Below are 22,748 nucleotides of genomic sequence, written 5' to 3' on the forward strand. Positions count from 1 at the left end.
GGACGCGGCCCCGCGCCCCCGGGGTGGGTGCGGCTACGAAGTCGGGACGGGCCCGTTGCCAGAGACCCCGCTGGGTCTCGACGCCCCGTCGGTTTCCGTGCTGTGCGCGGTCCCCAGCGCCCCTCAGAGCCTCCTGCGCCCGGGCATGAACGTGAAGATCGCGCCGCCCAGCAGCACCGCCGTCCCCGCCACCAGGCCCAGCGCCTTCAACGCGGCGTGGTCGTCCGCGCCGGTCGCGGCCAGACCGCCGCTCGTCGACCCGCCCGACGACGTACCGCCGGAGGACGAGGAACCGCCCGAGACACCACCCTCCTGCTCCTCGGTGGTCAGGGTCAGGGAGACCGCCGTGCTGTCCGGCTTGCAGGTCGTGGTCGTGCCCAGGGCCTTGATCGTCAGGACACCCGGGGCCAGCGTCGACTCACCCGTCGCGCCCGGCTTGTACGTGCCCGTCATGTCCGGGATCTCTATCGGGTCGCCGGACTTGATGGCCGCGGCGTTGGTGGGGCCCTCGACATGGACCGCGCCCGTGTCGGCGCCGCCCACGAGCACGTCCATGGAGGGCTTGACCGAGTCCGCGGGGATGTCGGCGGGGCTGTCCATCGGGGAGTTCTTGAACTGCACGGTCAGGCCGTAACTGCCGCCGCTCTTCCTGGCGTTGCTCTGGATCGTGGAGGTGGCCTTCTTCTCCCCGAGGGGTGACTGGCAGGTGTAGGGGATGTCGACGGCCTTGCCGGTGAAGTCGGTCCGGCCGTCGTCGGAGGAGGGGGAGGTGCTCGGGGTCGCCGTGGCCGTGTCGGTCGGCGTCGGGGTGGGGGTGGCCGTGTCCGTCGGATCCGGAGTGGGCGTCGGTGTCGGTGTCGGTGTCGCGTCGTCCGCGGCCACGTCGATCGTCCCCGCCCCCGGCACCGTCTGCGTCGGTGTGCACACCGTGTTCGTCCCCATCGCGTTCACCGTGTAGGCGCCCGGCGTCAGCGTCACCTTCCCGGCCGCCGTCAGCTTCAACGTGCCCTTCATGTCGGACAGCACCATGTCGCCGCCCTTGGGGATGGCCGGGTTCTCGCGCGGGCCGGTCATCGCGAGGTCGGTGCTCTGCGCGCCGGACGCCTTCAACGTGCCGGTCGGCTGGACCGAGTTCGCCGGCAGATCGATGATGTTCGGGTTCTTCGAGGCGGCCTGCGTGAACTTCCACACCACGTCGATCTCGTCGCCGACCTTCGCGGTGGCCGGAGCGGTGATCTCGACCTTGGTGGTGCCGTCGACGGGGTCGAGTCCGACGCCCGCGGGCGGTACGCACCGGGTCGCGAACGACACCTCGGCGGCCTGGGCGGGCGCGGCGGCCAGGCCGAGCACCGCGCCGGCTCCGGCCAGCACCAGCGCCGCACCGGCCGCGCCCGCTCTTCTCGGCCCGCCGGCCGGTGTGACTCTCCTTCGCTTGCTCACGTGGAACCCTCTCTGGTGGGAGTCGTGGGACTCGTCGGGTTGTCGTCGTGCGGTGCGGAGAGCCGGCCACCGGCCGCGCCCGGATCGGCGTCCGGGGTGAACCACGGCAGGGTGGACGTGGGGGTGGCCGCGTGCGCGGCCGTGGAGGGCTTCAACCCCGGCAGGCGCAGGGCGACTTCGGGCAGTCGCAGGCCACGGTGCCGGAGGCCTCCGGCGGGCCGGGGCCGTACCCGGTCCACCACCGCCATGCCGATGCGGAACAGCGCCGCGGGCACGACCAGGCAGACCAGGAGCCAGAACAGGGTCACGCCCCAGGGCCGGCCCACGCCCCAGGGCTGCTCGGCCAGCACCTTGCCGCCGTACTTCAGCGACACGGTGTAGTCACCGTGTGCGCCGCCCGTGAGTTCGACGGGCAGTTCGATCCGCGCCTTGCCGCCCGGCCGGATCGTGCCGCGCCACTGCTGTTCGTCCCACTGCGGGGCGAACACGCCATGGGCGGTGCCGACCTGGAAGACGGGGTTCTTGACGTCGGAGGTGCCGACGTTGCCGACGGTGAAGACGAGGGTGCGGGCCGCGGGCGCGCCGAACCAGGTCAGCAGGGAGCCGGAGCCGTCGAGCCGGGTGTCGGTGAGGACGGACAACCGCCCGCCGTCGGTCTGGGCGGGCAGCGGTTCCACGGCGTGGCCGGCCACCTGGAAGATCGCGTCGGCCTCGGCCTTCGCCCCGGTCACCGTGGCCACGTGCACCACGCAAGGACAGGGCACCGGCGGCTCGGCGACGGGCAGCTTCCTGCTGAAGCGCCCTTTCGCGTCGGTGGTGACGGCCCGGCCGTCCGCGTTGGCGCAGGAGTTGGTGCCGCCCGGCACCCCGCGCGAGGGCACCGCCTGTCCGCAGACCAGGATCATCAGCAGCGCCCGCGCACGCCATCCGCTGCCGCTCACGGTGATCGAACCGCCGGTCCCCGCCTGGGACTTGGAAAGCTGCACACGCGGACCGTCCGACGCGGCCGCCGTCCCCGCCAGGGGCGCGAGCAACAGCGCGAGCACCGCCAGCATCGCCGCCCACCGCACCTTGCCGCTCGGGCTCACGTCATCGCTCCCGTCAACTCGGCTTGCTTACACGGGGGTTGGGGCGGAGATTCGGGTGAGGATTCGTAGGGGGTCCGGTCGTACGACGCGTTGGCCGCCGTACGGCGAACCGGCCGCCCCCGGCCGCCGTGCCGTGGTCGGGACAGGCACGCCTCGGCTGTCACAGGAGAGCGGACCGGGTCGCTCAGCGGTGTGCGCGGGCCGTCTGGTTGCGCCGGGTCAGCCACAGCGTGCCCGCGGCACCGGCGAGCAGCACCGTGCCGCCGAGCGTGCCGAGGGCGATCGCCGAGTCCTCTGGGCCGGTCTGCGGGAGTGCGGCGCCGGAGCCGCTGTCGCCGTCGCTCCGGGTGCCGCCGCCGGAGGAGCCGGAGGCCGCGGTGACGTCCAGGGTCAGTGCGGCGCCGGGGCTGTTGGTCGGCGTGCAGGTGGTGGTGGTGCCGAGCGCCTTGATGGTGAGGACGCCCGGGGTGAAGGTGACCTTGCCGGACCGCTTCGGGGTGTACGTCCCGGTCAGGTCGTTGATCTTGATGGGGGTGTTGGCGGGGACGACCGCCTGGTTGGCGGGACCGGTCACGTTCATCGTCCCGCTGTCCGCGCCGCCCAGCCTGATGGTGGCGCTCGGGTTCATCGCGCCCTTGCCGAGGTCGACCGGGCTGGAGGAGACGCCCTTCTGCCAGGACATGGTGATCCGGTAGCCGCTGCCGCTCTTGACGCCCTTGATGTCGATGGGCGAGACGGCGCTCTTGTCACCGATGGGCGTCTTGCACTGGTAGTTGACGTTCACGACCTCGGCAAGGGCAGCGGGGGCGGCCATCAGCACCGCCGAGCCGGCCAGAGCCGCGACGGACGCGAGCGCGGCGGTTCGTTTCGGGTACGACACGGTTCCGCTCCCCTTACTCGTTCCTGACGGCACATCAGATCGGCCGTCAAGGTACGCCGGGGCACCGGAGGAAGGAAGAGATAAGGAAGTGTCGGAACTGTGGGGACACGGCAGGAGAGCGCCGGACGGGCTAGGCGGGTGCTCCGAGCTCCGCCCACACGGTCTTGCCGGACACCCCGGGAGCCCGTACGACCCCCCAGTCCAGGGAGAGCCGCTGCACGATGAACATGCCGTGCCCGCCGGGCCGCCCGGCCTGGTGCGGAGTGCGCGGGGCCGGCTGTCCGGTCCCCCGGTCCGAGACCTCGACCCGGATCACCTTGTTGTCACTGGAGATCCGCATCTGGTCCGGGCCCTCCGCATGGAGACACGCGTTCGTCACCAGCTCGGAGACGACGAGGAGCACGTCCTCCGTCACGGCCCGCCGGTCCGCGGACGCCGCCGGAAGCCACCCCCACGCCTGCAACGCCTGCCGGGTGAAGTCGCGCGCGAGCGGGACGACCCCGCTCTCCCCCTCGAAGCTCAGCCGGCGGACCTGCCGTCCCGTCGGCACCTCTGCCTCGCCGCCAGGCTCCACGCCGGGCTCCGGGTCACGGTCGCCCGGCGAGTAGGGCCGGGTGGTGCTCATCAGCGCTTCACCTCACCGATTCACCGGTTCACGATTCACAAGGTCACTGCATGGTCGCTCACCGAACAGTCGTTACGGATGTCTCCTGCCCGAGCGGACCGGTAGAACACCCCTCCATTCGGGACTTATGTCCACAGCGGGAGGTGTGACACCGGGTAGGCACCGGCCGGAGGAGACGAACGGGACATGAGCGGGGCCACCAGGGCCGCCGCCCGGCTCCGCCGCCTCAGTCGCCGGGCTCGCCGGCCAGGGCCTCCTCCAGCGTGTCGTGCACGGTGAAGACCGCGTCGGCCCCCGTGATCTCGAAGACCCGTGCCACGACCGGCAGCATGCCCGCAAGGTGTACGCCACCCCCCGCCGCCTCGGCTTTCAGCCGTGCTCCCAGCAGCACATTCAGTCCGGTGGAGTCACAGAACTCCAGCCGTGTGCAGTCGACGACAAGCCGGCTCTTGCCCTTGGCGAGACACTCCTCGAGTGGCTCACGCAACAAATCGGCCGTGTGGTGATCCAACTCACCTGCTGGAGTCACGACGGCGCTGGAGCCCTCTTGCCGCACCTCAACCAGAAGCCGGCCAGACTGTGCGCTGCCGACCGTCCCGCGGTCCATGCCGTCTCTCTCTCCCGACGTCGTGGCTGCTGATGACGCCCTCGAACACTACGCCTTCTCCACACCCTCCGACACCCGAACAATCACACGCAAACGGACATAACCGCACATAACACACTTGCGGTCGTGTCGGGAAACCGGGTAGGGCTAGTAGAGACACGAACTCGACACGGCCGGCTTTGGAGGCGCCGCACACCGCAGTGCACGAACTGGCTTCGGCAGCCTTATGCCGAGAACGATGGAGGACATCATGTCACCCCGGCTCGACGCCCCGCATACCCATCAGGCGACGTCGACATCCCCCCCGGAACATCTGAATCCCATCGAGCAGGACAGCGAAGGCGATGTGCTCGCCGGGCTTCCGGACATCCCGCCCTTCGAAGAGGTGGGGGCCGTGGACGCGCGTGCTCTCTCCAAGACCCTCTTCGCGCGGCTGGAGTCGCTGGAAGAGGGCACGCACGCATATTCGTACGTCCGCAACACGCTCGTCGAACTGAACCTCGCCCTGGTCAAGTTCGCCGCCTCCCGTTTCCGCTCTCGTAGTGAGCCGATGGAGGACATCATCCAGGTCGGCACCATCGGCCTGATCAAGGCGATCGACCGCTTCGAACTCAGCAGGGGTGTGGAGTTCCCCACCTTCGCGATGCCAACCATCGTGGGTGAGATCAAGCGCTTCTTCCGCGACACGTCCTGGTCGGTGCGGGTGCCGCGCCGTCTCCAGGAGCTCCGGCTCGACCTGGCCAAGGCCGGCGACGAGCTGGCCCAGAAGCTCGACCGCGCCCCCACCGTGGGCGAGCTCGCCGAACGCCTCGGACTGTCGAAGGAGGAGGTCGTCGAGGGCATGGCGGCGTCCAACGCGTACACCGCCGCCTCACTGGACGCCCAGCCCGAGGAGGACGACTCCGAGGGCGCGCTGGCCGACCGGATCGGCTACGAGGACCACGGGCTCGAGGGCATCGAGTACGTCGAGTCCCTCAAGCCGCTCATCGCCGAACTCCCCTCCCGGGACCGCCAGATCCTCTCGCTGCGCTTCGTCGCGGGCATGACCCAGTCGGAGATCGGCGACGAGCTCGGGATCTCGCAGATGCATGTCTCGCGGCTGCTGTCGCGGACCCTGGTGCGACTGCGGAAGGCCCTGACCGTCGAGGAGTGACGCGTCGGCGCTGCTGACCTGCGCGTGTGCCCGGTGTCCGGTGGGACACCGGGCACCGTGCGTCCACGGCTCCTCCTGATTACCCGGCGAAACCCTTTCCCCAAGGGTTCGCTTCCCTCACTATGGTCCCTCACAGACTGGCCGGTACGTCAGGAGGAGGGTGCGCATGACTCGCCCCGACGGGGCGTCCGACGCCCGGCTCACGGAGCTGCTGCGCGCCGACACGGCCACGGCGTACGCGGCCCTGCTGGAGCTCCGCGCCCGCCACCAGCCCTCGGTGCTGGCCTACGCCCGCCTCTGCACGGCCGGTGAGTCCGCGGCCCGGCAGCTGGCCGCGCAGACCTTCACCCTCGCCGCCCGGGAGACGGCCCGCGGGGTCGACCCCGGCGTGCCCTGGCGCCACCGGCTCCTGCTGCTGACGGCCCGGTCGGCGGCGGAGTGGGCGGGGGACGACCGGGCGGCCGGCCTGGACCCGGGTGTCCTGCTGCTCCTGAACACGGCGGGGCCCGGCGGCCCGGTGCCGCCCATGCTCGCCGCCTTCGAGTCCCTGCCGGCCCGTACCCAGGGCCTCGTCTGGTACGGCCTGGTGGAGGGCGAACCGGAACACCGCACCGCCGAACACCTGGGCCTGACCCGCGAGGACGTCGTCTACGGCACGGAGGGGGCCCTGCAGGCCCTGGCCCGGACGTCTCTGAGGTTCCGCCTCGCCGCCTCGGACGACTCCCGGTGCGCGGACTTCCGCCGCCTCATGGAGGAGTCCGTACGACCGGACAACCCTCGCCCCAGCACCGACCTGCACGCCCACATGGCGCACTGCCCGCACTGCACGGCGGCCCACGAGGAGCTGTGCGCGGTGCGGGACACCCCGCGGGCGGCACTGGCGGAGGGGCTGCTGCCGTGGGGCGGGACGGCGTACGCGGGGCGCGGCCCTGCCGAGCCGCAGTCGCGACCACGGACAGGGTCCCGTACGCCGTCCGGTACCTGGCCGCGACCGCGCCGGCTCGTCCTGGCCTCGGCGGCGCTGGGGGTGGCCGTGGTGCCCCTGCTGCTGTTCCTGGTGTCACAGGAGGACGGCCCTCCGGCCGACGCGTCGGCCTCGGCCCCGGCTTCGGCCTCGGTGGGCGGGGGGCTGCCGAGCACACCGCAGGTGACGGTGACGACGACGGTCTCCCCGTCCCCCTCCCCGTCCACGTCTTCCACGAGCAGGCCGCCCTCGCCCTCCCCGACGCGGAGTTCGGCGCCGCCCCGGAAGACGGCTCCTCCCTTCCGCGCGCCGAGCGGCGCCTACGCCCAGGTGGTCAACCTCTCCACGGCCCGCTGCCTGGACGTCGTGGGCGACTTCTCCGAGGGCACGGACGTCGTCACGGCCCCCTGCACCTCGGCCGGCTCCCAGCGCTGGCGCGTCGACACCGGTCGCGGTGTCCTGCAGTCCTACGCCGACCCCGACTTCTGTCTCGACAGCCGCGGCGACGTCGACAAGGGCCTCGGCATCTGGTCCTGCGACTCGGTCGAGGGCCACAACGGCGACAACCTGCGCTTCACGGTCGACCCCGACGGGGTGATCCGCCCGGCGATCGCCATCGCGACGGGGGTGACGCCGGGGAGCGGGGACGGGGTCTCGCTGGAGCCGCTGACGGGGGGAGCGGAGCAGCGGTGGCGGGCAGGGGCGTCCTGAGGCTCAGACCACGCGCTCCCCGCGCCGCCACACCCCGCTGACCAGCGGAACCCCCGGCCGGTACGCCAGATGCACATGGCTGGGGGCGTCCAGGAGGATCAGGTCGGCGACGGCGCCCGGGGTGAGGCGGCCGATGTCGTCGCGGCGGAGGGCGGCCGCTCCGCCCGCCGTGGCCGACCAGAGGGCCTCGTCGGGGGTCATCCGCATGTCGCGTACCGCGAGGGCGATGCAGAAGGGGACCGAGGAGGTGAAGGAGGAGCCCGGGTTGCAGTCCGTGGACAGGGCGACGGTGACGCCGGCGTCCAGCAGGCGGCGGGCGTTCGGCCACTCGGCGCGCGTGGAGAACTCCGCGCCGGGCAGCAGCGTGGCGACCGTACGGCTGTTCGCCAGGGCGTCCACGTCCTCGGCGGTGAGGTGCGTGCAGTGGTCGGCGCTGGCGGCGTCCAGCTCGACGGCCAGCTGGACGCCGGGGCCGTAGGAGAGCTGGTTGGCGTGGATGCGGGGGTGCAGGCCCTTGGCCTTGCCGGCGGTGAGGATCGCGCGGGCCTGGTCGCCGTCGAAGGCGCCCTTCTCGCAGAAGACGTCGATCCAACGGGCGTGCGGGGCGCAGGCGTCGAGCATCTCGCCGGTGACGAGGGAGACGTAGCCCGCCGGGTCGTCCGCGTGGTCGGGGGACACGATGTGGGCGCCGAGGTAGGTGACCTCGTCGGTGTGGGCGGCGGCGATGCGCAGGGCCCTCGCCTCGTCCTCGACGGTCAGGCCGTAGCCGGACTTGGTCTCGAAGGTCGTCGTGCCCTGGCGGAGGGCCTCGGCGAGGTAGTGGGTGAGGTTGCGTTCGAGTTCCTCGTCGCTCGCCGCCCGGGTCGCCGCGACCGTCGTACGGATGCCGCCCGCGCTGTAGGGCCGCCCCGACATACGGGCGTTGAACTCCTGGGTGCGGTCGCCCGCGAAGACGAGGTGGCTGTGGGAGTCGACGAAGCCGGGCAGGACCGCCCGGCCGCCCGCGTCGACCCGATTGTCAGTGGCGGGTGCTTTGCTTTGATCACCGGTCCACACGACGCGGTCGCCCTCGATGACGACGGCGGCGTGCTGGATCAGTCCGAGGGGGGATCCGTCACCGAGGGAGGGGTCGTTGGTGACCAGGGCGGCGATGTTGGTGATGAGCGTGCTCGCGGTGCTCGCGGAGTGGGCGGGGCTGACGGTCGTCGCGTTGCTCATGGCGTCCTCGGTGGCCTGGTCGGCGGTGGGGGCGGGTTCGGGGGCGGGCCGTGGGGGTGTGCTGCGCGGAGTCATCCGTGCAGCGCGGCGACGGCGTCCGCGAGGGCTTTCGGCACATCCGGCACCAGCGTGTGGACCCCGTCCCGCACGACGTGCCGGCCTCCCACGACCGTGTGCGACACGTCTGCTGCCGACGCGGCGAATACGGCCGTCTCGGCTCCGAGCCGCGGAGGCGGCCCTGCCGTCCTGACCGAGTCGAGGGCGATGGTGGTGAAGTCGGCGAGCGCGCCGGGCTCCAGGGTGCCCGCGCGGTCCCAGCCGAGGGCGGCGTGGCCGTCGGCGGAGGCCGCCCGCAGCAGGGCCGCCGCCGTCCAGTGACCTCGTGTGCGGGTGCGCAGACGCTCGTTGAGCTCCATCGCGCGTGCCTCTTCGAGCAGGTCGATGACGGCGTGGCTGTCTGAGCCGAGGGACAGCGGCGAGCCCGCCCGCTGGAGGGCCACGGCCGGTCCGATGCCGTCGGCGAGGTCCCGCTCGGTCGTCGGGCACATGCAGGTGCCGGTGCCGCTGCCGCCGATCAGGGCGATGTCCTCGTCGGTGAGGTGGGTGTTGTGGACGCCGGTGGTGCGCGGCCCGAGGACCCCGTGCGCGGCGAGCAGTTCGGTCGGTGTGCACCCGTGGGCGGCACGGCACGCGTCGTTCTCGGCGGTCTGCTCGGACAGGTGGACGTGGAGCGGGGCCCGCCGCTCCTCGGCCCAGCGCGCCACGGTCGCCAACTGGTCGGCGGGCACGGCCCGTACGGAGTGGATCGCCGCGCCGATCCTCGCGTGATCCCGGTCCTTGAGAACTGAACAGCGTTCGGCCCAGGCGTCCGCGCTGCCGTCGGAGAAGCGGAGCTGGTGGGCGTCGGGCGGCTGTCCGAAGCCGGAGGAGAGATAGGCGGTGTCGAGGAGGGTGACGCGGATGCCGGCGTCGGCGGCGGCCTCGATCAGTGCCTCGCCCATGGCGTTGGGGTCGGCGTAGGGGGTGCCGCCGCGGGCGTGGTGCAGGTAGTGGAACTCACCCACCGCCGTCACGCCCGCCAGCGCCATCTCCGCGTACACGGCGCGGGCGAGGTCGCGGTAGGTGTCCGGGGTGAGCCGGTCGGCGGTGGCGTACATGACCTCGCGCCAGGTCCAGAAGGTCCCGGAGCCGACCTGGACGGTGGAGCGCAGGGCCCGGTGGAAGGCGTGCGAGTGGGTGTTCGCCAGCCCCGGGAGGGTCAGTCCGCGCAGGATCTCGGCGCCGGGGGGCGGGGTGTCGGTGCCGGTGCGGACGGCGGTGACGCGGCCGTCCGTCCCCGCGGCGGAGCCGCTGGTCGACACCGTCACGGCCACGCCCGGCTCGACGTGCGTGTCGAGCCAGGCGTGCTCCAGCCAGTACGTCTTCGCTGTCACCTGCAGGCCAGCCCTTCCAGTACGTCGGCGAGCGCGAGGACTCCGGCCACGCAGTCGTCCTCGGCGGCGAACTCCGCCGGGGAGTGCGAGACGCCGGTGGGGTTGCGCACGAACAGCATGGCGGTCGGGATGTTCCCGGAGAGGATCCCGGCGTCGTGTCCCGCGCCGGTTCCCAGGACGGGCACCTTGAGATCGGTGCCGGTGCCCAGGATGCGGGCGAGTTCGTCGCGCAGGGCGTGGTCGAACTCGACGACGGGGGTGAAGGACTCCCGGACCACGTCGAGGTCGACTCCGTGGGCCTGCGCGTACTGCCTGGCCGCCTTCTCGATGCCGCCGACCACCTGGTCGAGGCTCTCCTGGTCGGCGGCGCGGGAGTCGAGCCAGCCGCGCACCAGGGAGGGGATGGCGTTGACACCGTTCGGCTCGACGGCGATCTTGCCGAAGGTGGCGACGGCACCGGCGAGTTCGGCCTCGCGGCGGGCGGCGAGCACGGTCTCGGCGTACGACAGCATGGGGTCGCGCCGGTCCACGAGGCGGGTGGTGCCGGCGTGGTTGGCCTCGCCCCGGAAGTCGAACCGCCAGCGGCCGTGCGGCCAGATGGCACTGGCGATGCCGACCCGGTCGCCGGAGAGGTCCAGTGCCCTGCCCTGCTCGACGTGCAGCTCGACGAAGGCGCCGATACGGGCGAGCCGCTCCGGGTCCGCGCCGATGCCGTCGGGGTCGTGTCCGGCGGCCTCCATGGCCCGCGGGAGCGTGACGCCCTCGCCGTCGGTCAGCCGGTGCGCCTGCTCGACGGTGAGCTGCCCGGCGGTGAGCCGCGATCCGACGCAGGCGAGCCCGAAGCGGGCGCCCTCCTCGTCACCGAAGTTGACGAGGGCGAGCGGCTTGGTGAACTCGGCCTGCCGCGCCCGGAGTTCGTCGAGGGCGGCGAAGGAGGACACGACTCCAAGGGGCCCGTCGAAGGCGCCCCCGTCGGGTACGGAGTCGAGGTGCGACCCGGTGACGACGGCGTCCCCCTGAGCGGGGTCCCCGAGCCAGGCCCACTGGTTGCCGTTCCGGTCGACCTCGTAGGTGAGTCCGCGGGCTTCGGCCTGCTCCTTGAACCAGGCCCGGCATTCGGTGTCGGCCCCGGTCCAGGCGAAGCGCCGGTAGCCGTGGGAGTCGGGGTGCCGGCCGATCGGGAGCAGCTCGCGCCACATCTCGTGGAAGGAGGCGGTGCCGTGGCTCTGGACCGTTCCGGAGGTACCGCGCTGCGTCACGCCGAGTCACCCTCGCGCATCGGGACCCGCACGCCCCGCTCGTCGGCGACGGACTCCGCGATGTCGTAGCCGGCGTCCACGTGCCGGATGACGCCCATGCCAGGGTCGTTCGTCAGCACCCGCCGGACCTTCTCGCCGCCCAGCTTCGTACCGTCGGCCACCGTCACCTGCCCGGCGTGGATGGACCGGCCCATACCGACGCCGCCTCCGTGGTGGATCGAGACCCAGGACGCGCCCGAAGCCACGTTGACCATGGCGTTCAGCAGCGGCCAGTCGGCGATCGCGTCGGACCCGTCGAGCATGCCCTCGGTCTCCCGGTAGGGGGAGGCGACGGACCCGGCGTCCAGGTGGTCCCGCCCGATCGCCAGCGGTGCCGCCAGCTCACCGCTCGCCACCATGTCGTTGAACCGCTCACCGGCCTTGTCGCGCTCGCCGTAGCCGAGCCAGCAGATGCGCGCGGGCAGGCCCTGGAAGTGGACCCGCTCCCCGGCCATCTTGATCCAGCGGGCGAGGGACTCGTTCTCGGGGAACAGGTCCAGGATCGCCTTGTCGGTCTTGGCGATGTCGGACGCCTCACCCGACAGCGCGGCCCAGCGGAAGGGGCCCTTGCCCTCGCAGAACAGCGGGCGGATGTAGGCGGGGACGAACCCGGGGAAGGCGAACGCCCGGTCGTACCCGGCGAGTCGGGCCTCGCCCCGGATGGAGTTGCCGTAGTCGAAGACCTCGGCACCGGCGTCCATGAAGCCGACCATGGCCTCGACATGGCGGGCCATCGACTCACGGGCGCGCACGGTGAACCCGGCCGGGTCCTTGGCCGCGGCGGACGCCATGTCGTCGAAGTCGACGCCCACCGGGAGGTACGCCAGCGGGTCGTGCGCGGAGGTCTGGTCGGTGACGATGTCGATGGGCGCGCCCTCGGCGAGCATGCGCGGCAGCAGTTCGGCGGCGTTGCCCAGCAGACCGATGGAGAGCGGGCGGCGGGCGTCCCGGGCCTCGACCGCGAGCTGGAGGGCGTGCTCCAGGCTGTCGGCCCTCACGTCCAGGTAGCGGTGCTCGATGCGCCGCTCGATGGCGCGCGGGTCGCAGTCGATGCAGATGGCGACGCCGTCGTTCATGGTGACCGCGAGGGGCTGGGCGCCGCCCATGCCGCCCAGTCCGGCGGTGAGGGTGATCGTCCCGGCCAGGGTGCCGCCGAACTTCTTCGCGGCGACCGCGGAGAAGGTCTCGTAGGTGCCCTGGAGGATGCCCTGGGTGCCGATGTAGATCCAGGAGCCGGCGGTCATCTGGCCGTACATGGTCAGGCCGAGGGCCTCCAGGCGGCGGAACTCCTCCCAGTTGGCCCAGTCGCCGACGAGGTTGGAGTTGGCGATCAGGACACGCGGGGCCCACTCATGGGTCTGCATGACACCGACGGGGCGGCCGGACTGGACCAGCATGGTCTCGTCCTGCTTGAGGGTGCGCAGCGTGCGGACCATGGCGTCGAAGGAGCGCCAGTCACGGGCGGCCTTGCCGGTGCCGCCGTAGACGACGAGCTTGTCGGGGTGCTCGGCGACCTCGGGGTCGAGGTTGTTCTGCAGCATCCGCAGGGCGGCCTCCTGCTGCCATCCCAGGGCGCTCAGTTCCGTACCGCGCGGCGCTCGGACGGGGCGGGGTCCTGACATGGTCTGCCTCCTGGGGCTCTGCTCTGGAGTGTTGCTGTCGATATTCACATCCTGGCTTTCTGAATAGAACTAGTCAATACGTTCTCGCGTCAGCATCGGTAGGAAGTGATGTTTCAGGACAGGGATGTCTCAGGACAGCGATGGTCGGCCGGCGATGTCCGGCCGGACCTCCCGGACGCGGGCGACGAGCAGGACGGGGACGTGATGGACGAGTACGGCACCACCGGCGGCGAACGACGGGCCGCCCGTCGGGACGAGGCGGTGCGGGCGGCCGTGGAGCAGGGCCTGCTGGGGCCGGACTCCCCCATCGCCGGGCTTCTCGACGTCACCGGCATCCGGGAGTCGGCGGCGGAGCTCCGCGCGGCCTTCGACGAGGTCACCGCGCCCGGCACACCGGTGCTGCACGCGTTCGCGGTGAAGGCGACCCCGCTGGTTCCGGTGCTGCGGCTGCTGCGCGAGGAGGGCATCGGCGCGGAGGTGGCGAGCCCGGGCGAACTGGCGCTGGCGCGGGCGGCGGGGCTCTCACCGGCCCGGACCGTCCTGGACTCGCCCGCCAAGACGCCGGCCGAGCTCAGGGAGGCGCTGGCGCTGGGGATCGCCGTCAACGCGGACAACCCGCAGGAGCTGGACCGCATCGACGGCCTCATGCGGTCGGCGGCCAGCCGTTCACCGCTCGGCATCCGGGTCAACCCGCAGGTCGGCGGCGGCTCCATCGGGGCGACCTCCACGGCCACGGCCACTTCGAAGTTCGGGGTGGCGCTACGGGACGAGGGGGCGCGCGAGTGGGTCGTACGCGCCTACCTCGACCGGCCCTGGCTCTCCCGGCTGCACGCGCACACCGGCTCGCAGGGCATCCCGCTGTCCCTGATGACCCAGGGGATCGCGGAGACTTACGCACTCGCCGAGGAGATCAACCGGCGGATCGGGCGGCCGCAGATCGACACGATCGACATCGGCGGCGGACTGCCGGTGAACTTCGCCTCGGACGTGACCACTCCGACGTACACCGAGTACGCGCGGGCGCTCAGGCAGGCGGTGCCGGGGCTGTTCGACGGGCGGTACGGACTGGTCACCGAGTTCGGGCGGTCACTGCTGGCCAAGCACGGCACGATCGTGGCGCGGGTGGAGTACACCAAGAGCGCGGGCGGGCGGCCGGTCGCGGTGACGCACGCGGGCGTGCAGGTGGCGACGCGGACGGTGTACGTGCCGGGGTCGTGGCCGCTGCGGATCGCGGCGTACGACGGCAAGGGGCGGCCCAAGAGCGGGCCCGAGGTGGTGCAGGACGTCGCCGGTCCGGCCTGTTTCGCGGGCGACCTGCTGGCCGAGGGGCGCGCGCTGCCGCTGCTGGAGCAGGGGGACTACGCGGCGGCGCCGGACACGGGCGCGTACTACTTCGCGCACCACTACGCGTACAACTCGCTGGCCCGGCCGGGTATTTACGGCTTCGCCCCCGACCACGCGGGAGGCGTCCGCTTCGCGACCGTACGGGACCCGCAGACACTCGCCTCGATCGTGGCCGAATCCGGGGGGGCGCACGCCGGTGCGCTCACCACCCTCCAGGCGCCCGAGAGCGGTTGACGCACACCGGTGAGACCGTTGATCAATGGGCCCGTGAACAAGGCAAGTTGACCCACCTTAGTCATCCCGAGCATGTTCCACCGGAAAATGCCAGATCCCTCACCCCTCGCGCACACGTTGCGTAGTTTCGGCGTCACTCAGCCGAACCCCAGGCGGGAGGGGAGCCACGGTGCAGGGAATCGACGAGTGCCTGCTGGAAGCCATGCGGTTGCCGGGCGCGCGGGGAGCCGCGCTGGTCGACTGGACGAGCGGGCTGGCCCTGGGCGCCGTCGGGGAAGCCCCCGGCGGCGACCAGGAGGCGGCCGCCGCGGAGGCCGCCGAGCTCGCCCGGCTCGCCGCCGAGCAGCGCGCCTTCGCATCCGAGAGTCCCGGGGCGGTCGAGCCCTCCGGTAGCTCCGGGACCGCCGAGGCGGGGCCTGCCGGACAGCAGCCGGACCCGCCGGTCGAGGACCTCATCCTCAGCAACCGGGACAGCTACCACGTCCTGCGGTTCGTGCCGACGTCCTTCGACAGCAGCGTGTTCCTGCACCTGTGGCTGGCCCGCGCGGAGGGCAACCTCGCGCTGGCCCGGATCCGGCTCGGTGAGATGGCCGGACGGCTGGAGCTCGAATGACGACGCTCCGCACCACGCCCGCCACCCCGCCGCCCCGGCTGCCGGTGCGCGACAAGGCGGGCGCCCTGGGCCGCGGCTGGGGCGGTGTCTCGCCGATGCTGACCCGGCTGGCCGCCGAGCGCGCCACGGGCATCCTGGTGCGCGAGCGCGGCACCCTGCACCTCGCCGACGGCAAGGTGGTGCACGCCGAGAGCCCGGCCGCCCCCGGCGCCGACGTCCTCCTCGCCGCCCACGGCACGCTGGACGCGGAGGTCTGGCGGCAGGCCCTGGCCGAGAGCATCGCGAGCACCGGGAGCGCCGGCACCGGGGCCCGCCGCCTCACCGGCGCCGAGGCCGTGCACGGGGCGGGCCGCCGGCTGGTCGCGGGCGGACTGCTCTCGGCGGGCGCCCTGGAGATGTGCCGGCTGACCGCGCTGTACGACGCGGCGTACTTCGCCCTCGCCCCGAGCAGTACCCCGGGCCGCTTCCGCTACGGCACCGAGGACGGACCGGACGCGCCCGCCGTGCCCGACGTACCCGCCGCGCCCCTGGAGCCCGACGGCACCCCCGGCGTCCCGCGCCCCATCCCGGTCGCCGACCTGGAGCGCGAGACCCTGCGCCGCCGCGACCTGCTGCACCGCGTCTGGCCCGACGCCCTGCCGGACGAGGTCCCGCTGATCCGGGAACACCGCCCCGCGCCCCCGCCGCTCCCGGCCCGGCGGCAGGCGGTGCTGGCCCGCGTCGACGGCATCCGCACGGCGTCGGAGATCGCCCGCGAGCTGGGCCGCCCGGCCTTCCACACCCTGATGGACGTACGGCGGCTGGTGGCGGCCGGAGTGGTCTCGCCCTGCCCACCGCTGACCTTCACCGAACCCAGGCCCGGGCCCGGCCCGCTCGGTCCGCCGGGCCCGCTCGGTCCGCCGGGCCCACCGGGCGCCGGTGTCTTCGTCGACCCCGTCGAGTCCGTCGATCCCCACATCACCTTGCTGAAGAGGCTCAGGGATGCGCTGGAGGCCCTTTGAGAGGCAGCGGATCCGCGCCGAGAGGAGAGATGTGATGGCAGCAGCTCAGGACGAGATCCTGGAGGAGCTGCGCCGGCTCAGAGCCCGGGTGCCGCAGCTCACCGGCGCCCTCGCGGCCGACAGCGACGGGCTCGTCCTGGCCCAGGACACCCCGGGCGTCGATCCGCAGGCCGTGGCCGAGCTCACCGGGACCACCCGCGCGCTCGCCGCCCAGCTGGCCGACGCGACCGGCCAGGGGGACCTGCGCGAACTGCTCGTGCGAGGCGTGTACGGCTACGTCGCCACCTACGCGGCGGGCGCCGGGGCCGTCGTGACGCTGCTCGCGCAGGACCGGGTCAACGTCGGCCGCCTCCATCTGGAGGGCCGTCGGGCGGGCGCCCGGATCGCCGAGCTCGTCGACGGCGTGGTCGCCGAACCCACAGAAGCCATCGCGAAGGCGCCCGCGAAGCCCGCTCCGGCACGTGCCAGAGCGGCCCGCACGTCCCGGGCCAAGCCCGTGGACACCCGCGCCGCGGCCACCGCACCGACGGCGGCCCGCACCACCACCGAAAGTTGAGAGAACCGAGGAGACACAGTCATGACCAACACCGAAACCGCGTTGAAGGAAGCCCTCGCCTCCATCGAGGGCGCGACCGGCGTCGCGCTCGTCGACTACACCAGCGGCATGGCGCTCGGCACCATGGGCGGCAGCAAGGGCTTCGACCTGAACGTGGCCGCCGCCGGCAACACCGACGTGGTCCGCGCGAAGATGCGCACGATGGAGCACCTCGGGCTCAAGGGCCAGATCGAGGACATCCTGATCACCCTGTCCGACCAGTACCACCTGATCCGCCTGATCAGCGGACGCGGTGGCAACGGCCTCTTCCTCTACCTGGTCCTGGACGCCAAGCGGTCCAACCTCGCGATGGCCCGCCACCAGCTGAGGCAGATCGAGAACGACCTGGAGGTGTGACCCGGTTCCACCGGAACTAGACGAGTGCCGCGGTGCGGCGGCGCGCTCCTCCCGGGGCCGCGTCGCCCGCCGCGATACCCGTGCTGCGGTACGCCCTGACCGCCTTGCCGGCCGGGCGGCCGCCGTTCGCGGCGAGCCAGTCGACCCGCACCCACAGCAGCGCGTCCCCGTCCCGCTCGCGCCGCCCGAGCCAGGCGGCCTTGAGCCTGAGGCCCGTACCGCACCCGGCGAGCAGCATGCCGCCCGCCACGGGCACCGCGAACGAACTCAGCAGCGCGACCAGCCAGGCCAGCAGCAGCCACCAGCGGTGTCCCCGGCGCCAGTTGCGCACACTGACCGCACGGTCCTGGAGCACGTCGTGCTTCCCGGCGCGGACGGCCGCCCGCCCCAGCGCCGTGTACCGCTTGCGGCGGCCGTACGACACCACGGCCGCCGCCACGATGAACAGCGCCGCGCCCGCCATCACCCCGATCCGCCGCCCGGTCAGCCCCGGGATCAGCAGCCCGACGCCCGCCGCGAACACCCCGAGCCACCACAGGGGTGCGGCCCCGGCGCGCACGACGACGGCCACCCGAGCCAGCCCCTGAACCCTGCGATCTGCGCGTGCCACGTCCCGCCTCCTCGTCGTCCTGGCACAGTCCTGCCGGTCGGGGAGGCTAGCGGGCGAACGTGAGACGAGCCTGAAAAAACGCCCTACTCGACGAAGAGTCCGCGCGCCGCGGCCCGCGCGTCGAACTCCTCCAGGCGGGCCTGCGCCTCCGGCAGGTCGTCGCACATCGCCTCCAGCAGCACCCGGCCGAGCAGCATCGGCGCGCAGGCGGTGTCGAAGGCGAGGCCGGTGCCGACGGCGGCGGGCAGCAGCAGGTCGGAGACCTTGGCGACCGGCGCGAAGGCGGAGTCGGCGACGGTGACCACGCTCAGGCCCGCCTCCTTGGCGTAGGCGAGGGTGTCGACGACCTCGCGCGGATGCCGGGGCAGGGCGAAGCACAGCAGGGTGGAGGCGCCCGCGCGGACGGCGGCGTCGATGCGGTCGTGGATCATCGTGCCGCCCTCGTTGAGCAGCCGTACGTCCGGGTGGACCTTGGCGGCGAAGTACGCGAAGCCGTAGGCCTGGGAGGCGGCGGCCCGCAGCCCGAGCACCGGCAGCGGGCGGGAGGCGGCGAGCAGCCGCCCGGCCTTCTGCACGGGGCGTGGGTCGGCGAGGACCTCCGCCAGGTGCCTGAGGTTCTCGATCTCGGCCTCGACGGCCTGCTGGTACTCGTTGTACGACGCGGAGGCCGCCGTCTGTTCGGCGGGCGCGACCTCGCGCAGGTGTCTGCGCAGGGCGGGGTAGCCGTCGAAGCCGAGGGCCACGGCGAAGCGGGTGACGGAGGGCTGGCTGACCCCGGCCAGTTCGGCCAGCTCCACGCTGGACAGGAACGGCACGTCGGCGGCCCGCCGCACCATGCTGTGCGCGATGCGCCGCTGGGTCGGTGTGAGCCGGTGCCCCTCGAACAGTGTCTGAAGCCGTCCCGCGGGAGTGTCCACCACACCCGCGCCGCCCATGTCGCTCATGCCTCGATCCCCCTCCAGATCTCCGTGAACCGGTCGAGCAGTGCGGCCGCCGCCGTCACGTCGCCCGTGAGCGGCCGGTCGGCCGGGTCCTCCGCCAGCACCGCCTCGGCGAGCTCCAGCGCGCGGCCCACCGGGAGGTCCGGGTCGGGCCTGAGGTCACGCTGGCGCAGCGCCCTTACGGCGGCGACGAGTTCGCAGCCGACGACGAGACGGTACGCGCCGCACACGCGCAGTGTCTGGCGTGCGGCGAGCGAGGCGAAGCTGGCCTGTTCCTCGACGCCTCGGGAGAGTACAGCGTGCCCGAGCGAGGCGGGCGCGGAGAAGGCCCGCAGGTCGCCGAGGGCGGCCCCGGCGGCGTACTCCAGGATCATCACGCCGGAGGAGGCGGGCTCCTGGTCGGCGAGGAAGGGCCGCAGCCGGGTGAAGGCGGGCTCGTTGAGCGTGGAGAGCCGGGACGTGGACAGGCGGGCGACCTGGGTGAGGGCCAGCCTGAAGTGGTCCAGGGCGAGGGCGAGTTGGGCCTGGTAGAAGCCGCCGTGGTGGTAGGCGGCCATGTCCTCGGGGGAGATGAGGGGGTTCTCGGCGGCCGCGTTGATCTCGATGGCGAGGACCTCCTCCAGGGCGTCGGCGGCGTCGTGGGCGGGACCATGGATCTGCGGGAGACACCGGAAGCCGTAGGGGTCCTGGATGCGCCCGAGCGGAGGGGTGGGCCGGTCCTCGGCCCCGATCAACTGCCGCATCCGCCGCGCCACTTCGGCGGACCCGCGGTGCGGCCGGGCCGCGTGCACGGGAGCGGCGTACGCCTCGTGGGACCCGTCCACGGCCAGCAGGGACAGTGCCCCGACGACCTGCGTGGCCTCGATCAGCCCGCGCAACTCGTGCAGCGCGAGGGCGGCTTGCCCGAGTGTGAGGGCGTTGCTGCTGATGAAGGCGAGGGCGTCGTTGTTGTCGAGGAGCTGGGGTTCGGGCGCACCCCCCGCGGCACTGTCCGTCCCTCGCCAGGGATGCTCCCCCGCCAGCGCCAGCCCCACCTGGGCAAGGGCCGCGATGTCGCCGGTCCCCACCGAGCCGAACTCGTTGACGACCGGGTACGCGCCGCTCTCCAGTGCCTCGCACAGGGCCGTGACGACGGTCGGCCGCAGTCCCGCACCGCCTGCCAGGAGCTGGTTGGCGCGGACCGCGAGCATCGCGCGGACCTGCCGGGCGGGGAGTTCCTCGCCGATCGCGCCGGCGTGGCTGCGCAGCAGCCGCAGCCCGTGTTCGGCGGCCGCCTCGGTGGGCACGTCCTCGTTCCGGTTGGCGCCGACGCCGGTCGAGCGGCCGTAGACGCGTCCCGTCGCGGCGATCTGCCGGGCGGCGTCCCAGGACTCGGTGACCCGCTTCATCGCGTCGGTCCCGGGCACCGGCCGGGCGCTCCCGTCGGCGAGGCGGGCGACGTCCGCGACGCCGAGCGCGATCCCGTCGAGGATCACCAGCCCGGTGTGCCCGACCGCGACGGGATCCGGCGCGTCCACGATCCGAGACGACATCTAGCCCAAACTCCCCTCAAAGCGGACAACTGATCTTGCCTGACGGTCATCCGTTACCTCGGATTAACACCGAACCGTTGACAACCTATTCAGCTACCAAGAACTCTGCATGACGTTATACAGCCGGGCAAGGGACAACTCATGATCCAGTTCGACGCGGTCCACAAGCGCTTCCCCAACGGCACGACAGCAGTGCACGATCTCACCCTCGACATGCCGGAAGGCGGCGTGACCGTCCTCGTCGGATCCTCCGGTTGCGGCAAGACGACCACTCTGAGGATGATCAACCGGATGGTCGAACCGACCTCCGGCACCATCAAGGTCGGCGGCAAGGACGTCACCCGCCAGGACGCGGCTCAGCTGCGCCGCTCCATCGGTTACGTCATCCAGCAGTCCGGCCTCTTCCCGCACCGCACGGTGCTGGACAACATCGCCACCGTCCCGCTCCTGCTCGGCCACGGCCGCAAGAAGGCCCGCGCCAGAGCGGCGGAACTCCTGGAGACCGTCGGCCTCACCCCCGAGTCCGGCAAGCGGTACCCGCACCAGCTCTCCGGCGGCCAGCAGCAGCGCGTCGGCGTCGCCCGCGCCCTCGCCGCCGACCCGCCGGTCCTGCTCATGGACGAGCCGTTCGGCGCGGTCGACCCGGTCGTGCGCACCCAGCTCCAGGACGAACTGCTCAGGCTCCAGAAGGAGTTGAACAAGACCATCGTCTTCGTCACGCACGACGTCGACGAGGCCGTCCGCCTCGGCGACCGCATCGCGATCTTCCGCACCGGCGGCCACCTCGTCCAGTGCGCCCCGCCCGCCGAACTCCTCGCCCGCCCCGCCGACGACTTCGTGGCCGACTTCCTCGGCGCCGAACGCGGCCTGAAGCTGCTCTCGCTGAAGACCCTGGCCGAGCTCCCGCAGGGCCCCGCACCGGAAGGGACCGCCTGGTCCCTCGTGTGCGACGCGGCGGGCAGGCCCCTGCACTGGGCGGCCGGGGACGCCGAGGTCCCCGTACGACCGCTCAAGGACGGCGACTCCCTGCTCGCCGCCCTCGACGAGTCCGTCGCCTCCCCCACCGGCCTGGTCGCCCGCGTCGACGCCGAGGGCGTCCTCACCGGCGTCACCTCCCGCGACGACATCCACCAGCACGCCGGCCGGGCCCACACGGAAGCCCGGGTGGCCGCATGACCATCGACTGGTCGTGGATATCCGGCCACACCGACGACCTGACCACCCTCACCGTCTCCCACCTCCAGGCAGCCCTCAGCGCCGTCTTCTTCGGCCTGCTGATCAGCCTCCCCCTCGCCGTGGTCGCGCACCGCGTCCGCCCCCTGCGCGGCTTCCTGCTCGGGCTCTCGAACGTCCTGTTCACGATCCCGTCGATCGCGATCTTCGTGCTCCTGCTGCCGATCAGCGGCCTGACCCGCACCACGACCGTGATCGGCCTGACCGTCTACACGCTGGTCGTCCTGCTGCGGAACACCGTAGAGGGCCTCGACTCGGTCCCCGCGAAGACCAAGGAGGCCGCGAAGGCGATGGGCACCCGCCCCCTGCGCACGCTCCTCACCGTCGAACTCCCCCTCGCGCTCCCCGTGATCATGGCTGGCGTCCGCATCGCGACCGTCATGTCCATCTCCCTGGTCTCGGTCGCCACCTACATCGGCGACGGCGGACTCGGCCAGCTCTTCACCGACGGCTTCCAGCGCGACTTCCCGACCCCGGTGATCGTGGGCGTGATCCTCACGCTGCTGCTCGCCGTGGTCGCGGACGCCCTGCTGGTGGCCCTCCAGTACGTCCTGACCCCATGGCGGCGGAGGCGAGCCTGACATGTACGAACTCCTCAAGAACCTCGGCACCTGGCTGACCAGCGGCTCCCAGTGGACCGGCACGGACGGCATCGCCCACCGCCTCGCCGAGCACCTGCAGTACTCGCTCCTCGCGACCCTTGTCGCGGCCGCGATCGGCCTCCCCCTCGGACTGCTGATCGGCCACACCGGCAAGGGCGCCTTCCTCGCGATCAACCTCGCGTCCTTCGGCCGCGCCCTGCCCACCGTCGGCCTGGTCGTGCTGGTCTTCCTGGCCGGCGGCCTGTCCATGCTCCCGGTCTACGTCGCCCTGGTCGCCCTCGCGGTCCCGGCGATCGTCACCAACACCTACGCCGGCATGACGGCCGTCGACCCGGACGTGCGCGACGCCGCCCGCGGCCAGGGCATGCGCGGCCACCAGGTCCTGTTCCAGGTCGAACTGCCCCTCGCGCTCCCCCTGATCATGACCGGCCTGCGGCTGGCACTGATCCAGGTCGTCGCCACCGCGACCATCGCGGCGTACGTCTCCTTCGGCGGCCTGGGCCGCTACGTCTTCGACGGCCTCGCCCAGCGCGACCTCGTACAGGTGCTCGGCGGGGCGGTGCTGGTCGCCGTGATCGCCGTTGCCCTCGACCTTCTCCTCTCCGCCCTCCAGCGCTTCCTCTTCCGCCACCGCACCGCGTAAGGAC

Annotated in this window: 22 protein-coding genes; 10 read left to right on the forward strand and 12 right to left on the reverse strand. The window is 72.5% G+C overall.

The genetic code is table 11. From position 1 onward, the window contains the following. Positions 1-123: 123 nt before the first annotated feature. The 5 genes from ABZT93_RS28305 to ABZT93_RS28325 all read right to left on the reverse strand — a co-directional run bounded on the left by ABZT93_RS28305 (position 124) and on the right by ABZT93_RS28325 (position 4,640). Positions 124-1,371 carry a hypothetical protein gene (locus ABZT93_RS28305; protein ID WP_356110147.1) on the reverse strand — a complete coding sequence of 416 codons (1,248 nt, stop codon included), beginning with the start codon at positions 1,369-1,371 and terminating at the stop codon, positions 124-126. 65 nt (positions 1,372-1,436) lie between these two features. After that, a complete protein-coding gene (locus ABZT93_RS28310) occupies positions 1,437-2,495 on the reverse strand; it encodes a hypothetical protein (protein ID WP_356110149.1) in 1,059 nt (352 codons plus the stop codon). A 217-nt stretch (positions 2,496-2,712) separates the two neighbouring features. Then, a complete protein-coding gene (locus tag ABZT93_RS28315) occupies positions 2,713-3,408 on the reverse strand; it encodes an LPXTG cell wall anchor domain-containing protein (protein WP_356109939.1) in 696 nt (231 codons plus the stop codon). Positions 3,409-3,538: 130 nt separating this feature from the next. Continuing rightward, positions 3,539-4,033: an ATP-binding protein gene (locus tag ABZT93_RS28320; protein ID WP_356109941.1), complete on the reverse strand. Its 495-nt coding sequence runs from the start codon at positions 4,031-4,033 to the stop codon at positions 3,539-3,541. Positions 4,034-4,259: 226 nt separating this feature from the next. Then, positions 4,260-4,640 (reverse strand): STAS domain-containing protein, encoded by a 381-nt coding sequence (locus ABZT93_RS28325; RefSeq protein ID WP_356109943.1) that lies wholly within the window; start codon positions 4,638-4,640, stop codon positions 4,260-4,262. A gap of 238 nt (positions 4,641-4,878) precedes the next feature. Here ABZT93_RS28325 and ABZT93_RS28330 point away from each other — a divergent pair, with 238 nt between their 5' ends. Together ABZT93_RS28330 and ABZT93_RS28335 are read left to right on the forward strand one after the other, a co-directional pair. Beyond that, positions 4,879-5,793: an RNA polymerase sigma factor SigF gene (locus ABZT93_RS28330; RefSeq protein WP_356109944.1), complete on the forward strand. Its 915-nt coding sequence runs from the start codon at positions 4,879-4,881 to the stop codon at positions 5,791-5,793. 166 nt (positions 5,794-5,959) lie between these two features. Then, positions 5,960-7,468 carry an RICIN domain-containing protein gene (locus tag ABZT93_RS28335; protein ID WP_356109947.1) on the forward strand — a complete coding sequence of 503 codons (1,509 nt, stop codon included), beginning with the start codon at positions 5,960-5,962 and terminating at the stop codon, positions 7,466-7,468. A 3-nt stretch (positions 7,469-7,471) separates the two neighbouring features. Here ABZT93_RS28335 and hutI read toward each other — a convergent pair whose 3' ends face one another. The 4 genes from hutI to hutU are packed head-to-tail and all read right to left on the reverse strand — an operon-like array spanning position 7,472 to position 13,039. Then, positions 7,472-8,761, reverse strand: a complete 1,290-nt coding sequence (gene hutI / locus ABZT93_RS28340; protein WP_356109950.1) for an imidazolonepropionase — start codon at positions 8,759-8,761, stop codon at positions 7,472-7,474. Continuing rightward, positions 8,758-10,119: a formimidoylglutamate deiminase gene (locus ABZT93_RS28345; protein ID WP_356109953.1), complete on the reverse strand. Its 1,362-nt coding sequence runs from the start codon at positions 10,117-10,119 to the stop codon at positions 8,758-8,760. The genes hutI and ABZT93_RS28345 overlap by 4 nt, the downstream gene beginning before the upstream one ends. After that, positions 10,116-11,318 (reverse strand): allantoate amidohydrolase, encoded by a 1,203-nt coding sequence (locus tag ABZT93_RS28350; protein ID WP_356110151.1) that lies wholly within the window; start codon positions 11,316-11,318, stop codon positions 10,116-10,118. Before ABZT93_RS28350 ends, ABZT93_RS28345 begins: the two co-directional genes overlap by 4 nt. 56 nt (positions 11,319-11,374) lie before the next feature. After that, positions 11,375-13,039 carry a urocanate hydratase gene (hutU, locus tag ABZT93_RS28355; RefSeq protein ID WP_356109955.1) on the reverse strand — a complete coding sequence of 555 codons (1,665 nt, stop codon included), beginning with the start codon at positions 13,037-13,039 and terminating at the stop codon, positions 11,375-11,377. A 204-nt stretch (positions 13,040-13,243) separates the two neighbouring features. Between hutU and ABZT93_RS28360 the strand changes: the two genes are divergently transcribed. From ABZT93_RS28360 to ABZT93_RS28380, 5 genes are all read left to right on the forward strand, one after another. Next, the gene (locus tag ABZT93_RS28360; RefSeq protein WP_356110153.1) at positions 13,244-14,617 is read left to right on the forward strand and encodes a diaminopimelate decarboxylase; all 1,374 of its coding nucleotides are present in this window, start codon (positions 13,244-13,246) and stop codon (positions 14,615-14,617) included. A gap of 169 nt (positions 14,618-14,786) precedes the next feature. Further along, complete coding sequence (locus tag ABZT93_RS28365; protein ID WP_356109957.1) at positions 14,787-15,230, forward strand: hypothetical protein; 444 nt, start codon at positions 14,787-14,789, stop codon at positions 15,228-15,230. After that, complete coding sequence (locus ABZT93_RS28370) at positions 15,227-16,231, forward strand: hypothetical protein (RefSeq protein WP_356109960.1); 1,005 nt, start codon at positions 15,227-15,229, stop codon at positions 16,229-16,231. Before ABZT93_RS28365 ends, ABZT93_RS28370 begins: the two co-directional genes overlap by 4 nt. Before the next feature lie 34 nt (positions 16,232-16,265). After that, positions 16,266-16,787 (forward strand): roadblock/LC7 domain-containing protein, encoded by a 522-nt coding sequence (locus tag ABZT93_RS28375; RefSeq protein WP_356109962.1) that lies wholly within the window; start codon positions 16,266-16,268, stop codon positions 16,785-16,787. A 21-nt stretch (positions 16,788-16,808) separates the two neighbouring features. Further along, positions 16,809-17,183 (forward strand): hypothetical protein, encoded by a 375-nt coding sequence (locus ABZT93_RS28380; RefSeq protein WP_356109963.1) that lies wholly within the window; start codon positions 16,809-16,811, stop codon positions 17,181-17,183. Positions 17,184-17,199: 16 nt separating this feature from the next. Here ABZT93_RS28380 and ABZT93_RS28385 read toward each other — a convergent pair whose 3' ends face one another. From ABZT93_RS28385 to ABZT93_RS28395, 3 genes are all read right to left on the reverse strand, one after another. Continuing rightward, complete coding sequence (locus ABZT93_RS28385; protein WP_356109964.1) at positions 17,200-17,793, reverse strand: hypothetical protein; 594 nt, start codon at positions 17,791-17,793, stop codon at positions 17,200-17,202. An 83-nt stretch (positions 17,794-17,876) separates the two neighbouring features. After that, positions 17,877-18,728 carry a MurR/RpiR family transcriptional regulator gene (locus ABZT93_RS28390; protein WP_356110154.1) on the reverse strand — a complete coding sequence of 284 codons (852 nt, stop codon included), beginning with the start codon at positions 18,726-18,728 and terminating at the stop codon, positions 17,877-17,879. A gap of 5 nt (positions 18,729-18,733) precedes the next feature. Further along, entirely contained in the window at positions 18,734-20,266 is a 1,533-nt protein-coding gene (locus ABZT93_RS28395) for an aromatic amino acid ammonia-lyase (RefSeq protein ID WP_356109966.1), read from the reverse strand. A gap of 141 nt (positions 20,267-20,407) precedes the next feature. Between ABZT93_RS28395 and ABZT93_RS28400 the strand changes: the two genes are divergently transcribed. The 3 genes from ABZT93_RS28400 to ABZT93_RS28410 are packed head-to-tail and all read left to right on the forward strand — an operon-like array spanning position 20,408 to position 22,744. After that, complete coding sequence (locus tag ABZT93_RS28400; protein WP_356109968.1) at positions 20,408-21,442, forward strand: ATP-binding cassette domain-containing protein; 1,035 nt, start codon at positions 20,408-20,410, stop codon at positions 21,440-21,442. Next, entirely contained in the window at positions 21,439-22,080 is a 642-nt protein-coding gene (locus ABZT93_RS28405; protein WP_356109970.1) for an ABC transporter permease, read from the forward strand. Before ABZT93_RS28400 ends, ABZT93_RS28405 begins: the two co-directional genes overlap by 4 nt. Before the next feature lies 1 nt (position 22,081). Then, positions 22,082-22,744 carry an ABC transporter permease gene (locus ABZT93_RS28410; protein WP_356109973.1) on the forward strand — a complete coding sequence of 221 codons (663 nt, stop codon included), beginning with the start codon at positions 22,082-22,084 and terminating at the stop codon, positions 22,742-22,744. Positions 22,745-22,748 lie beyond the last annotated feature (4 nt).

Origin of the sequence: Streptomyces sp. NPDC005303 (genome assembly GCF_040607335.1) — a bacterium.
Lineage (GTDB): Bacteria > Actinomycetota > Actinomycetes > Streptomycetales > Streptomycetaceae > Streptomyces.